Genomic DNA, 13,592 nt, shown 5'->3' with positions numbered 1-13,592 from the left:
GATCGTTTTTTGTACAGCTTGTGCGGTGGTTGCCGGTGCGTGCAAGGCCGGGCATGCTGCCAGCTGATTTTCTATTCCAATGGCTGACCATCGGCCGAAGCAAGGAGAACACGATGTCCAACACCCTGTTTATTACCGGCGCGACCTCCGGTTTTGGTGAAGCCTGTGCCCGTCGTTTTGCCGAAGCCGGCTGGAAACTGGTGCTGACCGGCCGTCGTGAAGAACGCCTCAACGCCCTGTGCGCCGAGCTATCGAAGCAGACCGAGGTGCATGGCCTGGTACTGGATGTGCGCGATCGCAAGGCCATGGAAGAAGCCATCGCCAACTTGCCGCCTTCGTTCGCCAAGTTGCGCGGGCTTATCAACAATGCGGGGCTGGCCCTTGGCGCTGATCCGGCGCCCAAGTGCAGTCTGGACGACTGGGACACCATGGTCGATACCAACATCAAGGGCCTGATGTACAGCACCCGCCTGCTGCTGCCGCGCCTGATTGCCCACGGTCGTGGCGCCGGTATCGTCAACCTGGGTTCCGTTGCCGGCAGTTACCCGTATCCGGGCAGCCATGTGTATGGCGGAACCAAAGCCTTCGTCCAGCAGTTCTCCCTGAGCCTGCGCTGCGATCTGCAAGGGACTGGCGTACGGGTCAGCAACATCGAACCGGGCCTGTGCGAGAGCGAGTTCTCGCTGGTGCGCTTCGCCGGTGATCAGGAGCGTTACAACGCCACTTATGCCGGTGCCGACCCGATCCAGCCGCAGGACATTGCCGAGACCATTTTCTGGGTCCTCAATGCCCCGGCGCACATCAATATCAACACCCTGGAGCTGATGCCAGTGAGCCAGACCTGGGCCGGGTTTGCGATTGATCGCAGTGGTGGCAAGGCTTAAGACCGCGTAACGGCCATTCGCGAGCAGGCTCGCTCCCACAAGGATTGCGCTGAACCTGTGGGGGAGAGCTAGCCCGCGAAGGGGGCGGAACAGACGCCGCAGGACATCAGCTAGACTCCTCCCTCAAGTAACCTGCCGCACCCGGCGGTTTCAAGGTTGATCGAGGAGAGCGAGTGAGCAATCGAGGCGAGCAGGCGCTGCTCAAGCAATCGACCTTCCTGATGCTGGTGGTGACATTTGCCGGGATCATCACCGGGTTTGTCTCGGGTTCCCAATCCATCCTGTTCGATGGCTTCTTCTCGCTGGTGGCAGCCTTCATCAAGGTCCTGATGCTGATCACCGCAAAGCTGATCGCCAAGGAAAGCAATCAACGCTTCCAGTTCGGCTCCTGGCACCTGGAACCCATGGTGCTGGTGATCGAAGGCAGTTTCCTGTTGCTGGTGGCCATTTATGCCTTTCTCAACGGCGTGTTCGGCATCATCAGCGGTGGCCGCGAGGTCGAGCTCGGCCTGGTGATCCTTTACGCGTCGGTGTTCACCATCGTCGAGCTCATCTATTTTTTCTACGTCCGCCATCGCAATCGCACGCTCAAATCATCGCTGATCAAGTTCGACAACATCAGTTGGCTGGTGGACGCGATGCTCACGGCCGGCCTGCTGGTGAGTTTCCTTATCGCGCTGCTGCTCAAGACTCAGGGCTACGACAAATGGGCGTTGTATGTCGACCCGATGATTCTGATTCTGCTGGCCCTGGGCATGCTCCCTCCAGCATTCCAAATCCTCGGTCCGGCGTTGCGCGATGTGTTGGGAATTGCCCCGGACCAATTGGACGACAAGGTGCGCCAAGTGATGGAAGAGGCCAAGATCGAGCACGGTTTCGACGACTACATTTCCTACGTGCAGAAGCACGGTCGTGCGTGTTTTATCGAGATTCACGTCGTGTTGCCGAAGGATTATTGGCTGGACGGTGTGGGTCAACTGGACAGTTTGCGAGAGGAAATTTCCACAAAACTTGGCGAGCCGGACGCCGCGCGATGGCTGACGATCAGCTTTACCGGGGATCGCAAGTGGATTGAGTGAAGGCCGTTGACCTCCTCGAGGTCAATCGTTGGATCGCCGCCCGGCCGGCTCGCTCCCACAGAGGAATGAGATCAACTGTAGGAGCGAGCCTGCTCGCGAAAGCGATCTGAACATTAACGCAGATATTCAGCCAACCCGGCATAGCAGGTCGCCAAGTGATAAGGCGTGGTCGATGGCATGTCCAGGCGGCTCACTTCACCGTGCTCGTCACGGCATTCATACCAACCGCCCGCGTGCAGCGATCGTTGTTGCAGCGCCTGCAATTGGCGCAGCACCGGGGCCTCGCTGTTGGGGCGTAGCGTCAGTGCACGCAGGTACTCGGCTTGAGCCCAGATTCGCTGGGTGGCGTCCCGCAAGCCTCCATCCGGCCCAAGATCGAGCATGGCCCGCACGGCCCCCGTCTGTTGGTCGACACCCAATTGCTCTGTGAACGCAAACGCGCGCTCCAGCGAAGCGTGCAATTTCGAACCGCGTAGCAGGTCGGAGGACTCCAGCAGGAAATACCATTCGAACTGATGCCCCGGTTCAAACCAGTTATCCACAGCGCCCAGCGGTTTCTCCATCAGCACACTGTGTTGCGGATCGATGAAACGCTTCTGCATGGCTGTGCATAACTCGACGAGCGCTCGTTGCACAGCGAGGTCTTCGCGCACTGACAACGTGGCGAGGAAGGCTTCCGCCAGATGCATCAATGGGTTTTGCAGAGGGCCGGTTTTCAGGGTTGCCCAGTCGCGATCCAGGCACGCTTCGTAGAGGCCGTCGCCGGTCGCGAATCGCCGTGCGATCACTTCCAGGGCAGCATTGAGCACGGACTCCACCAGCGGCTCGCGGACTTTGTTCCAGTAATGGGCGCAGGCAAACAGGATGAAGGCGTGGGTGTAGAGGTCTTTGCGCTGATCCAGCGGCGCTCCGTGCGGGTCGATGCTGTAGAACCAGCCGCCGTGCTCGGCATCGTGAAAATGCCGCTGCAAGGAGCGGAACAGTGCCGCGGCGCGCTCTTCGGCCTTTGGCACCTGGCCGATCAGACTGGCAAACAGATACAGCTGTCGTGCGCAGGCCATGGCCCGGTAGCGCTGGGGGGGCAGCGGCTGGTGCCCGGCATCCAGCGCTTCATAAGGCAACGCCATGTCGACATTCCAGCCGGGGCCTTGCCAGAGAGGCACGATCACGTTCAGGAAGTGCTGTTGCACCGAAGTGAACAGAGCGGTCAGATCGGGCTGGGAGGCGGAGCGGGAAACAGGCGGCATTGGCTGGCGTCGTCACGGCAGGGTTGATTGCGCGACATGTTAGCAGGCCTGAGAGGTGTGGTGTTTTTCAGGCCGCCTTCGCGAGCAGGCTCGCTCCCACAGGGGAACGCATTCCAAATGTGGGAGCGAGCCTGCTCGCGAAGAGGCCGGTTCAATTAATACAAAATCAACCCGCCAACAACCAGACCCCAGCCCCCGCCGAAACTGCACCGGCCAGCCGAACCAATGGTGCAGCCGCCTGAGGCAACACCCGTACCAGCGCATAACCTGCGCCATGCAACGCCGCCGTCGCCGCCACAAACCCTGCTGCATAAGCCCAGGGGCTCGACATAACCGGCAGCTCCAACCCATGCGCCACACCATGGAACAGTGCAAACAGCGCCGTCGCGCCCACCGCCACACTTAATGGCGGACGTACTGCCAGAGCCACCGCCAGACCCAGCGCCAGCACCGACGCGGCAATCCCGCTTTCCAGCGCCGGCAGTTCCAGCCCTTCAAACCCCAGCAACCCGCCGAGCAACAAGGTGCCGACAAAGGTGCATGGCAGCGCCCAGCGCGCGACACCTTTTTGTTGCGCTGCCCACAGACCGACCGCGAGCATCGCCAGCAAGTGGTCGAGGCCGCCGATCGGATGGCTGATGCCGGCGATCAAGCCGTTGTCGCCATGCCCCGGGTGGGCAAAGGCGAGGGCCGGGGACAGCAGCAGGGCCAGGGCCCCCAGAATGCGTTTGAGTGTCATGGGTAAGCTTCCTTGTTGATCAGTGGAGGTCAAGCCGCGGTCAGCAGGCCCTGGCGTTCAATGAAGGCGATGATTTCTTCCAGGCCCTGACCGGTTTTCTGGTTGCTGAAGACGAACGGCTTGCCGTTGCGCATGCGCGTGGTGTCGCTGTCCATCAGGGTCAGTGATGCCCCCACCAGCGGTGCAAGATCGATTTTGTTGATCACCAGCAGATCGGATTTGCAGATCCCCGGGCCTCCCTTGCGAGGCAGTTTGTCGCCGGCCGAGACGTCGATCACGTAAATGGTCAGGTCCGACAGTTCCGGGCTGAAAGTTGCCGAGAGGTTGTCACCCCCGGATTCCACCAGAATCAGGTCCAGACCCGGAAAGCGGCGATTGAGCTGATCCACGGCCTCGAGGTTGATCGAGGCGTCTTCGCGGATCGCCGTATGCGGGCAGCCACCGGTTTCCACGCCGATGATGCGTTCCGGCGCCAAGGCCTGGTTGCGCACCAGAAAGTCGGCGTCTTCACGGGTGTAGATGTCGTTGGTCACGACGGCCAGGTTGTACCGGTCGCGCAGAGCCAGGCACAGGGCCAGGGTCAGGGCGGTTTTGCCGGAGCCGACCGGGCCGCCGATGCCGACGCGCAGGGGTTGTGTGTTCATGTGGTTCTCCAATATAGGGCGGCCAAAATAAGGGGCTAGGAACGAAACAGGCGGCTGTATTGGCGCTCATGGGCCATACACGCCAGGGACAGGCCAAACGTGGCACTGCCGTAGTGTTCCGGGGTGATGCCGGTGGCGTTGTGCTGGGCTTGCTGCAGCAGCGGTAGCAATTCGCTGGTCAGGCGCTGAGCGGCCTGCTGGCCCAGCGGCAGGGTTTTCATCAGCACCGCCAACTGGTTTTCCAGCCAGCTCCAGAGCCATGCAGCCAATGCATCCTGGGGGCTGATCTGCCAGGCACGAGCGGCCAGTGCCCAACCCAGGGCCAGGTGCGGTTCGGGGCGCTGTTCAAGGAAAGCGCGGGCCGTTGTATCCAGCTCCGGCAAGCCGTTGAGCAATTGCTGCAAGGAGTAGCCCATCTGCCGGCTCTCTTGATGCAACTCGCGGGTTTCCCGGCTGGCGCGGTGTTCTTCGCAGCGTTGCAGCAGTTCGCCCCAGTTTTCCTCGAAGGCGGCCACGCAATGAGCGAGCAGCAGCGGGGCTTCGAAGCGGGCGAGATTGAGCAGCAATTGATCGCTGATCCAGCGTCGTGCGCTGTCGGGATCGTTCACGCGGCTGTTCTCCACTGCCATTTCCAGGCCTTGGGAGTAGCTGTAGCCGCCAATCGGTAATTGCGGACTGGCCAGACGCAGCAGCGCCCAGGCGGCGTTCATGGGCGTACGCCGAACTGGTGCAGTTTGGGTGGGTAGTTGAAGTCTTCGTCGCCGTGACGCGAATGGTGATGACCGCCGCCGTACGCACCGTGTTCCGGCTGGAACGGCGCTTCGATGTGCGAGGGGGTGGCGCCCAATTGTTCGAGCATGGCCTTGAGCACGTAATCGTCGAGCAGGCGTAACCAGCCGTCGCCAACCTGCAGGGCGACGTGGCGATTGCCCAAGTGATAGGCGGCACGGGTCAGTTCGAATGCGTTGGCGCAGGTGACGTGCAGCAGCTGTTCCGCACGGGCGCAAACACGGACGATGCGCCCGTCTTCGGCTTGCAGGCATTCGCCGTCATACAGTGGCGATTGACCGCGCGCCAAAAACAACCCGACGTCTTCGCCCTCGGCACTGAAACAGCGCAAACGGCTTTTGCTCCGCGCTTCGAAAGTCAGGTGCAACTCGGCGACCCAGACGGGTTGAGGGTCGATTCTGCGATGAATCACCAGCATCGGAAAGCTTCCAGCAATGGACAATGCTCAGGCTAGAGCAAGGGGCTTGCCAATCGGGGGAGTGTGTAGGAAATGCCTGTGGGATGCGTAGGGCGGAGCTGATTCGGACAGGAGTTGTGAGTGACGATGGTGCGAGATTTTTTGTATTGCACCAACTTGAGGCGATTTGCTTTTTTGTGGGAGCGAGCCTGCTCGCGAATGGGGCTAGTCAGCCACATTGATATGAGAGGACGACCGCTTCGCGAGCAGGCTCGCTCCCACAAGGGTTATTCGGTGCTGCCGAGGCCTTGCCAGTGCTTCAATCCGATAAAGATGAACCGCAGCTGCTGGGTGATCTTTGCCTGGGGCGTCAGATGCTCGGGCAATGCCTCGGCCGGCGGGTCGATGATGTCGGGCAAGGTGGCGAATACACTTTTAACGATCAGGTCCGCCATCACGCTCAGACCGGCAATGTCCAGGTGTTGCAGCTTTGGCATCAATGACAGGTCGGCAGCCAGGTCCGAGCTGATATCTTCGCGCAATCGGCCAATGGCCAGGCGCACCGGGAGTGAACCGCCGTATTGCTCGCGGGCAAGAAACAGAAATTGCGAACGGTTGGCCGAAACCACATCGAGAAAGATCCGCACCGACGCATCGATGATACCGCCCATGACGAATTCGTTATGTCGCACCAACCGGATGGTTTCGCGGAAGGTCTGGCCGACCTCGCTGACCAGCACCAGGCCCAGTTCATCCATATCGGCGAAATGCCGGTAGAAACCGGTCGGGACGATGCCGGCGGTTTTCGCCACTTCGCGCAGGCTCAGACTGCCGAATCCTCGGCCGCCTTCCATCAGGTGGCGGGCAGCGTCCATCAGGGCGTTGCGGGTTTGTTGTTTCTGTTCGGCGCGGGGCAACATCGCAAGGGCGTTTTCTGGAGAAGGGGAGCGGCGCACTCTAGCAAATCGGCTTTGCCGGCGTCGAACGACGAAAGGGAGATCCAGTGCAGAAGGTACGGCGTTGTAAGGTGAGTGGCCAGAAAGTCAAAAGCCCAATCCGGTGATTGGGCTTCTTTTCAGGGCCGCCATGGGCTTAGCTCATAGCGCTGTTGCGTTCGATGACACGGTCACCACCATCAGCGGCAACGGTTTGACCTTGTGGAGTCTTGTCATAGCCATCAGCGGCAACGGTTTGGCCTTGTGGAGTCTTGTCGTAGCCGTCAGCGGCAACGGTTTGACCTTGTGGGGTCTTGTCATAGCCATCAGCAGCAACGGTTTGGCCTTGTGGGGTCTTGTCGTAGCCATCAGCGGCAATGGTTTGGCCTTGTGGAGTCTTGTCGTAGCCATCCTGAGTAATCAGGCCTTTTTCTTTCAGGCGATCGTTACCGCCTTCGGCCAGGGTTTGGCTGAATGCCGAGTGGTTGTCTTTGACTTGCGGAGTAGCCTGGTCAGCGGCCGGCAGTGCGAAAGCAGTGCTGGCCAACATAGAGAGGGTAAGGCTAAGCAGTAGTTGGCGTTTCATGATTGGGTGCTCCGTGGGGCGGCGATAAATTGGGTACAAGGGCAATGCTACTCTCGATAAGTCGATATAAAAGTTCATAAACGCAATGTTAATAATCAACGGAATTGATTGTTCGCTGCAGCCCTTGTAAACCGGGCCTTCGCGGTGCGCTGAGGTGGGTATTTTCGACTCACTTGCACCCCACAAAAGTGCGGGTGTGGTAACGCCGGAGGAAGGAACGGCGGCAATCGGGCCGTCGTTTGCGGCAAAATCGGTTTTTCGATTAAACCTGCGCGCCGTTTTTCAGTCGTAGATTTCATAGCGGGCCGGTTCTGGCGCTGCGTTTCTCATGTGCGTCGCAGTCCGGCGCTCAGTCGTATCAGGAGCTCTGTGCAATGACGCGCACTCGTAAAATTTTCGCCTGGACCTTCGCCAGCCTGGTTGTACTGCTGGCGGTGCTGGTACTGGTCATCGTGTTCTTCGATTGGAACCGGATCAAACCACCCCTCAATGCCAAGGTTTCCGAGGAGTTGCACCGCCCGTTCGCGATCAACGGCAACCTGGCGGTGATCTGGCGGCGCGAGCTTGAAGAGGGGGGCTGGCGCGCGTGGGTGCCGTGGCCGCATGTGGTGGCCGAAGATTTGAGCCTGGGCAACCCGGACTGGTCGAAAACGCCACAGATGGCCAGCCTCAAGCGCGTGGAACTGCGCATTTCGCCCCTGGCCTTGCTGGCGCAACGGGTGGTGATCCCGCGCATCGACCTCACCGAACCCAATGCCGAGCTGCAACGCCTGGCGGACGGACGTGCCAACTGGACCTTCAAGTTCGATCCGAAAGACCCGAATGCCAAACCCTCGAGCTGGGTGGTGGATATTGGTGCGATCGGCTTCGATAAAGGCCACGCCACCCTCGACGATCAGAACCTGAAGACGCAGCTCGATCTATTGATCGACCCGCTGGGCAAACCGATTCCATTCAGCGACATCGTCGGTGAAAAAACCGCGAAAGCCGCGCAGGAGAAGGGGGCGGCCCCGCAAGACTATGCGTTTGCCCTGAAGGTCAAAGGCCAGTACCACGGTCAGAAACTCACGGCCGAGGGCAAAGTCGGAGGGCTGCTGGCCTTACAGGATGCGGCTCGACCGTTTCCGTTGCAGGCTCAGGTGAAGATTGCCGACACCAGCATCGAACTGGCCGGCACACTGACCGACCCGATGAACCTCGGCGCTCTGGATCTGCGCTTGAAGCTGGCCGGTACCAGCCTGGGCAATCTCTATCCTCTGACCGGTGTGACCCTGCCGGATACACCGCCCTATGCCACCGACGGTCACCTGATGGCCAAGCTGCATGAGCCGGGGGGCGCGGTGTTTCGCTATGAAGAGTTCAACGGCAAGATCGGCGCCAGCGATATCCATGGCGACTTGAGTTACGTCGCCAGCCAGCCGCGGCCGAAACTCAGCGGGTCATTGCTCTCCAATCAACTGCTGTTTGCCGACCTGGCCCCGCTGATCGGTGCTGATTCCAATGCCAAGCAAAAGGCCCGTGGCGGCGAGAGCAAACAGCCGGCGGACAAGGTACTGCCGGTTGAAGAGTTCAAGACCGAGCGCTGGCGCGACATGGACGCCGATGTTGAGTTCTCCGGCAAGCGCATCGTCCACAGCGAAAAACTGCCGTTCAACGACCTCTACACCCACCTGGTGCTCACCGATGGCGTGCTCAGCCTCGAACCGCTGCGATTCAGCGTGGCGGGCGGCAAGCTGGATGCGCAAATCCGCCTGAACGGTCGCACTGAACCCTTGGAGGGCAATGCAAAACTCACTGCGCGCGGTTTCAAACTCAAGCAGTTGTTTCCGACTTTCGAACCGATGAAAACCAGTTTCGGTGAGCTCAATGGCGATGCCGATATCACCGGTCGCGGCAACTCGGTGGCCACATTGCTGGGCAGTGCCAACGGCAATCTGAAAATGCTGATCAACGACGGCGCAATCAGTCGCGAGTTGATGGAGCTGGCCGGGTTGAACGTCGGCAACTACGTGGTGGGCAAGATCTTTGGTGACAAGGAAGTGAAGATCAACTGCGCGGCTGCCGACTTCGACATCAAGACGGGTCTGGCTACTACTCGGCTGTTCGTTTTCGATACCGAGAACGCGATTGTCTATATCGATGGCACGGCGAACATGGCGACCGAGCAACTGGACTTGACCATTACCCCGGAGTCCAAGGGCTGGCGCTTGATTTCATTGCGTTCGCCGCTGTACGTGCGGGGCAAGTTCATCAAGCCCGAAGCCGGGGTGAAAGCAGTACCCCTGATGTTGCGCGGGGCGGGGATGGTGGCACTGGGTGTGATCGCCGCACCGGCGGCGGGGTTGCTGGCATTGGTGGCGCCGAGCAGCGGCGAGACGAATCAGTGCGCGCCCTTACTGGAGCAGATGAAGGCGGGCAAGGCGCCGAAGACCGTGAAGAACTGATGCATGAATTTCATGTTCTGTAGGAGCGAGCATGCTCGCTCCTACAGTTGCCGTACCTAAACGGCATCGATTTTTTCAAATCACCCGGTTGGGTGTTGGGGCATGTACTAAGTCGGTGTTGATGTGATTGCCGATTTTCTTTATCACGGTAGCTCTGAACTTGTCGTATTCGCGCGCGTCCAGCGAACTGACCCACAACCACACATTGGACTTTCCATCCTGGATGGAGTTGAGGACGGGTTGATCCAGGATGTCGATGCTGATTCCATTGGTTGCTTTGAATGCAACCTGCAGTGTGATGATGCTTGCATTGTTTCGAACAATGGTCAGTCGGGTTGAAGTGGCAACCGGTTTTTTCATCGAGTGGGAACAATCAATCTCGATTCCTGATGTAAACGTATTGGCCTGAAGTTTATCGAGAATGAGCGGAATGACCGGTGATTGCGTGGGCGGCTTTTTCAACTGCAGAAAAGCGTTAAGTACAGCTTGTTTCTCCTCTTTTGTCAGGGAAGATCCCGTACCTGATTCGATAACGTTCAAAAGGCTTTTCGTTGAAAAAACGTAGTGTCGGAACTCTCGACTTTTTTCAATCCAGCCCAATCTATTCACAGTAGCTACATACTCTGAAAATAGCTGCTCCCGACTGCCCTGGTGTTTCGAAGTTGATACGAGTTCGGCGAGAAGGCTGGAGTTTAAAATATCATTTTTAAATTCTTTTTCGTGTTGTCCGCAAAAGACGGTGATATTGCCATTTATTAGGTAAGTGTCATGCGTTGATGTTTCCATGGTGTGGTGGCCCGAAATACGCAGGTGAAGTTTTTTTGAATCGGCAGATTTGCCAATTCAAATATTCTGTGATTTTAAAAGTCAGGCAGGTTGTCAATATATTTATTGGCCGCATCGGTGTATTTGCTTATCAGCTTGGCGCGTATTCCTGAGAAGGTGTGATTGCTTAGATACATGCGCACTGCGCCGGTTTTGATGGTGGTGGATTGTCTTGTGGATTTCCAGAACAGGATGCCACGGGTGCTTTCCCGCGCATCGAGGGAAATGCAGTTAAGGACCATGTTTGCCTGACCATGACTATCGACCCAAACCGGCGCGATGTCGAACTTGGCCTGAGTGCCGAGTTTAGAATCACGATTGAAAATTTCGATTGCCCTGGGGTTGTTTTTTACGGACTCTACCGCTTGATTCGAGACCTTTGACAGGACTGCCGCAGCACCTGGGGTGAGCAGGCTACTGGCAACCTCAAAGGCAACCTGGTCCATCGTCAGGCCGACTCTCCTGATGGTCGTCTCTTGAATATCCTTGTTTTGGAAAGTCCAGCCTATATTTGACAGGCCAGTAATATATTCTTTATACCATTCAAACAGCTGCCTCTCTTCAGGGTACTTTTTAGTCGCGGCATGCTGCATGACCAACTTGCATAGATTGACGTCATCAATGATTTGTTGTGGAACCCCTGGGAGAAACGCATTTATCGTGTCAGGCATTACACTTGCAGTGGAGTTGCTGACGTCGTGAGGGGGCTGGTTGTCTGGATAAGCAGCGAATGCTCGTGGCATTATGATGGGTGGTAACGCTGGCAGGGAGTCGATGAATTCGAGTCGTTGTTCAAGAAGCATAAATGTATTCCTTTACTTGATTGTTTTGGCAACCGGTCGGTTGTGGTTGCTAGAATAATTTCATCCTGAAAAAAGTCTATGTGGGGTTTGTAACTTCAAGTGCGTAAAAGTGATAAGTGGAAATTAAGGTTTTGATGCGGTTTTAGTATGGTTAGTCATTGGGTATTACTTGAGTGCAAGCGCTGTCCTGATGCCAACGCCTCCTCGCGCAACCACGCAAAAAAGGCCCGAACCGGCGGGTGTCGCTCCCGTCCCGGCACACACAGTGCGCTGTAACCGGCGCCCTCCACCTGCACGTCGCCCCGATAAGGCACCAGCACACCGCTGGCCACGCTCTCGGACACCAGAATATTGCTCGCCAGCACCACGCCTTGACCGGCAATCGCGGCTTGCAAGGCGTAATGCTCTTCGTCGTATTCACGCACGGCCGGCTGGCCCGTCAGCCAGGTCTCGCCGGACTGCGCGCACCAGGCCTCCCAGCCGTGGGCGTAGAGCCTGGAGTTGTGCCAGCGAACGCTGATCAGCGCTGGGGTGCGAGCTGCCGCCAGGGCCACTTGTTCCGGTGAGCCATAGACACCGAAAGTTTCGTCGAACAGGCACAAACCATACAGGCTTGGATAGTCACCGAGGCTGTAGCGCAGCACCAGGTCGACACTGGCGTCCTGATGCAGATCGATGACCTCGCAATGGGTGTCGAGGCGCAGGCTGATATTCGGATGGCGGGCGTAGAAGCGACCCAGGCGTGGCACCAGCCACAGTGCGGCGAAGGCGGCGGTGGTGGAGATCGTCAGGCTCGTGCCGCTGCGTTGCGGGCGCAGGGTATCGACGCTTTGCGCCACTTCCAGAAAAGCGCCGTGCAGGCTGTGGAACAACCGTTCGCCGCAGTCGGTCAGGCGTACCTGGCGTGGCAGGCGCTCGAACAGCGGCACGCCGAGCCAGGTTTCCAGCGAGCGGATCTGATGGGACACCGCCGTCGGGGTCACAGAAAGTTCTTCGGCGGCGGCCTTGAAACTCAGCAGGCGAGAAGCGGATTCGAAGGCGCGCAGGGCGGTCAACGGCAAGGAAGCGAACATTGAGTGCTCCATGGATGAAATAGATTCATCCAGACTGATTTTTGCTCAGTTGAACAGGGGCAGCTGCAAGCTTGAAGCTGCAAGCCACACGTTGTTCGAGTTTAGTCCCAAGGAGATTCAGATGAGCACAATTCTTGCGATACATGCCAGTCCACGTGGTGAGCGCTCGCATTCCCGACGTTTGGCCGAAGTGTTTTTGTCAGCCTGGCAGGCGCGCAATCCCCATGCGCAACTGACCCGCCGCGAAGTCGGCCGGGCGTTGATTCCGCCGGTCAACGAGGCTTTCGTGGCCGCGGCGTTTTACCCCGAACCCGACGCCCGACCGCTGACGATGCAGGCCGACCTGGCGTTCAGCGATGAACTGGTTGGCGAGTTGCTGGGCCATGACTTGCTGGTGATTTCCACGCCGATGCACAACTTCAGCGTACCCAGCGGTTTGAAAGCCTGGATCGATCAGATCGTGCGGCTCGGGCTGACCTTCAATCACACGCTGGACAACGGCGTGGCCCAGTACGAGCCGTTGGTACCAGGCAAAAAGGCGCTGATTGTCACCAGTCGCGGCGGATTCGGTTTTGGTCCGGGCGGCGAGCTGGAAGCCATGAACCATGCCGATCCCTTGCTGCGTACGGTATTGGGTTTTATCGGCATCACCGATGTCACAGTGGTTGCCGCCGAGGGTGAAGAGTCCGAGGCCCGCACCTTCGAAGTCTCCGCAGCCGAGGCCGAGCAGCGCTTGCTCGCGCTGGCCAGGGAGTTCTAGATGGCCTGGTGGTTTTTGCTGATCGCTGCCGGGTTCGAAGTCACCTTTGCCATGGGCATGAAGTACGCCGAGGGCTTCACCCGGTTGTGGCCGTCGCTGATCACCGTGGTGGCGGCAGTGGGCGGGGTGTATTTCCTGACCCTGGCGATGCGTGAGTTGCCGGTGAGTATCGCCTACCCGATCTGGACCGCCATCGGTTCGCTGGGCACGGTGTTTCTCGGTTTTGCGTTGCTGGGTGAAAGCCTGACTGCGGTGAAATTGGTGTCGGTCGGGCTGATCGTGGCGGGTGTAGTGGGGTTGAAATAGGGCGGATGTCATAGACTGGTCGTCGAGTTGTCATATTCGCTGGCGATGCTTGGCGGGTGAATTGTCTCTCGCCTTGCGTCA

Annotated in this window: 15 protein-coding genes; 5 read left to right on the top strand and 10 right to left on the bottom strand. The window is 58.5% G+C overall.

The window, feature by feature from the left end; all coding sequences use genetic code 11:
- Nucleotides 1-113 precede the first annotated feature (113 nt).
- Nucleotides 114-884 (top strand): SDR family oxidoreductase, encoded by a 771-nt coding sequence (locus tag BJ917_RS16295; protein WP_096513672.1) that lies wholly within the window; start codon nucleotides 114-116, stop codon nucleotides 882-884.
- Nucleotides 885-1,057: 173 nt separating this feature from the next.
- Nucleotides 1,058-1,963, top strand: a complete 906-nt coding sequence (locus BJ917_RS16290; protein WP_096513671.1) for a cation diffusion facilitator family transporter — start codon at nucleotides 1,058-1,060, stop codon at nucleotides 1,961-1,963.
- A gap of 113 nt (nucleotides 1,964-2,076) precedes the next feature.
- Here BJ917_RS16290 and BJ917_RS16285 read toward each other — a convergent pair whose 3' ends face one another.
- The 7 genes from BJ917_RS16285 to BJ917_RS16250 form a co-directional block, all read right to left on the bottom strand.
- Nucleotides 2,077-3,210 carry an AGE family epimerase/isomerase gene (locus BJ917_RS16285; protein ID WP_121103852.1) on the bottom strand — a complete coding sequence of 378 codons (1,134 nt, stop codon included), beginning with the start codon at nucleotides 3,208-3,210 and terminating at the stop codon, nucleotides 2,077-2,079.
- A 166-nt stretch (nucleotides 3,211-3,376) separates the two neighbouring features.
- Entirely contained in the window at nucleotides 3,377-3,949 is a 573-nt protein-coding gene (locus BJ917_RS16275; protein WP_096513669.1) for a HupE/UreJ family protein, read from the bottom strand.
- 29 nt (nucleotides 3,950-3,978) lie between these two features.
- Nucleotides 3,979-4,593 carry an urease accessory protein UreG gene (ureG, locus tag BJ917_RS16270; protein WP_077045358.1) on the bottom strand — a complete coding sequence of 205 codons (615 nt, stop codon included), beginning with the start codon at nucleotides 4,591-4,593 and terminating at the stop codon, nucleotides 3,979-3,981.
- Nucleotides 4,594-4,628: 35 nt separating this feature from the next.
- A complete protein-coding gene (locus BJ917_RS16265; RefSeq protein WP_096513668.1) occupies nucleotides 4,629-5,303 on the bottom strand; it encodes an urease accessory protein UreF in 675 nt (224 codons plus the stop codon).
- Nucleotides 5,300-5,800, bottom strand: a complete 501-nt coding sequence (gene ureE, locus BJ917_RS16260; RefSeq protein WP_121103850.1) for an urease accessory protein UreE — start codon at nucleotides 5,798-5,800, stop codon at nucleotides 5,300-5,302. The genes BJ917_RS16265 and ureE overlap by 4 nt, the downstream gene beginning before the upstream one ends.
- A 266-nt stretch (nucleotides 5,801-6,066) precedes the next feature.
- The gene (locus tag BJ917_RS16255) at nucleotides 6,067-6,699 is read right to left on the bottom strand and encodes a TetR family transcriptional regulator (protein ID WP_096513666.1); all 633 of its coding nucleotides are present in this window, start codon (nucleotides 6,697-6,699) and stop codon (nucleotides 6,067-6,069) included.
- Between the two features lie 172 nt (nucleotides 6,700-6,871).
- A complete protein-coding gene (locus BJ917_RS16250; protein ID WP_121103849.1) occupies nucleotides 6,872-7,300 on the bottom strand; it encodes a hypothetical protein in 429 nt (142 codons plus the stop codon).
- A gap of 374 nt (nucleotides 7,301-7,674) precedes the next feature.
- Here BJ917_RS16250 and BJ917_RS16245 point away from each other — a divergent pair, with 374 nt between their 5' ends.
- Nucleotides 7,675-9,744, top strand: a complete 2,070-nt coding sequence (locus BJ917_RS16245) for an AsmA family protein (RefSeq protein WP_121103848.1) — start codon at nucleotides 7,675-7,677, stop codon at nucleotides 9,742-9,744.
- A gap of 75 nt (nucleotides 9,745-9,819) precedes the next feature.
- Here BJ917_RS16245 and BJ917_RS31795 read toward each other — a convergent pair whose 3' ends face one another.
- From BJ917_RS31795 to BJ917_RS16230, 3 genes are all read right to left on the bottom strand, one after another.
- Complete coding sequence (locus tag BJ917_RS31795; RefSeq protein WP_147432575.1) at nucleotides 9,820-10,530, bottom strand: hypothetical protein; 711 nt, start codon at nucleotides 10,528-10,530, stop codon at nucleotides 9,820-9,822.
- A 74-nt stretch (nucleotides 10,531-10,604) separates the two neighbouring features.
- Nucleotides 10,605-11,372, bottom strand: a complete 768-nt coding sequence (locus BJ917_RS16235; protein ID WP_096513662.1) for a hypothetical protein — start codon at nucleotides 11,370-11,372, stop codon at nucleotides 10,605-10,607.
- 155 nt (nucleotides 11,373-11,527) lie between these two features.
- Nucleotides 11,528-12,457: a LysR substrate-binding domain-containing protein gene (locus tag BJ917_RS16230; protein ID WP_177435595.1), complete on the bottom strand. Its 930-nt coding sequence runs from the start codon at nucleotides 12,455-12,457 to the stop codon at nucleotides 11,528-11,530.
- A 109-nt stretch (nucleotides 12,458-12,566) separates the two neighbouring features.
- Here BJ917_RS16230 and BJ917_RS16225 point away from each other — a divergent pair, with 109 nt between their 5' ends.
- Both BJ917_RS16225 and BJ917_RS16220 read left to right on the top strand, forming a co-directional pair.
- On the top strand, nucleotides 12,567-13,205 hold the full coding sequence (locus tag BJ917_RS16225) for an FMN-dependent NADH-azoreductase (RefSeq protein ID WP_096513660.1): 639 nt from the start codon (nucleotides 12,567-12,569) through the stop codon (nucleotides 13,203-13,205).
- Entirely contained in the window at nucleotides 13,206-13,511 is a 306-nt protein-coding gene (locus BJ917_RS16220) for a multidrug efflux SMR transporter (RefSeq protein WP_096513659.1), read from the top strand.
- Nucleotides 13,512-13,592 lie beyond the last annotated feature (81 nt).

Origin of the sequence: Pseudomonas sp. WPR_5_2 (assembly GCF_003634475.1) — a bacterium.
Lineage (GTDB): Bacteria > Pseudomonadota > Gammaproteobacteria > Pseudomonadales > Pseudomonadaceae > Aquipseudomonas > Aquipseudomonas izuensis.
The sequence above is the reverse complement of the archived record's forward strand: the minus strand, read 5'-3'. Positions and strand labels throughout refer to the sequence as shown.

Coding starts and splice junctions, on each gene's coding strand:
- BJ917_RS16295 (WP_096513672.1), top strand. CDS start 114: ATGTCCAACACCCTGTTTATTACCGGCGCGACCTCCGGTTTTGGTGAA.
- BJ917_RS16285 (WP_121103852.1), bottom strand. CDS start 3,210: ATGCCGCCTGTTTCCCGCTCCGCCTCCCAGCCCGATCTGACCGCTCTG.
- BJ917_RS16275 (WP_096513669.1), bottom strand. CDS start 3,949: ATGACACTCAAACGCATTCTGGGGGCCCTGGCCCTGCTGCTGTCCCCG.
- ureG (WP_077045358.1), bottom strand. CDS start 4,593: ATGAACACACAACCCCTGCGCGTCGGCATCGGCGGCCCGGTCGGCTCC.
- BJ917_RS16265 (WP_096513668.1), bottom strand. CDS start 5,303: ATGAACGCCGCCTGGGCGCTGCTGCGTCTGGCCAGTCCGCAATTACCG.
- ureE (WP_121103850.1), bottom strand. CDS start 5,800: ATGCTGGTGATTCATCGCAGAATCGACCCTCAACCCGTCTGGGTCGCC.
- BJ917_RS16255 (WP_096513666.1), bottom strand. CDS start 6,699: ATGTTGCCCCGCGCCGAACAGAAACAACAAACCCGCAACGCCCTGATG.
- BJ917_RS16250 (WP_121103849.1), bottom strand. CDS start 7,300: ATGAAACGCCAACTACTGCTTAGCCTTACCCTCTCTATGTTGGCCAGC.
- BJ917_RS16245 (WP_121103848.1), top strand. CDS start 7,675: ATGACGCGCACTCGTAAAATTTTCGCCTGGACCTTCGCCAGCCTGGTT.
- BJ917_RS31795 (WP_147432575.1), bottom strand. CDS start 10,530: ATGGAAACATCAACGCATGACACTTACCTAATAAATGGCAATATCACC.
- BJ917_RS16235 (WP_096513662.1), bottom strand. CDS start 11,372: ATGCTTCTTGAACAACGACTCGAATTCATCGACTCCCTGCCAGCGTTA.
- BJ917_RS16230 (WP_177435595.1), bottom strand. CDS start 12,457: ATGGAGCACTCAATGTTCGCTTCCTTGCCGTTGACCGCCCTGCGCGCC.
- BJ917_RS16225 (WP_096513660.1), top strand. CDS start 12,567: ATGAGCACAATTCTTGCGATACATGCCAGTCCACGTGGTGAGCGCTCG.
- BJ917_RS16220 (WP_096513659.1), top strand. CDS start 13,206: ATGGCCTGGTGGTTTTTGCTGATCGCTGCCGGGTTCGAAGTCACCTTT.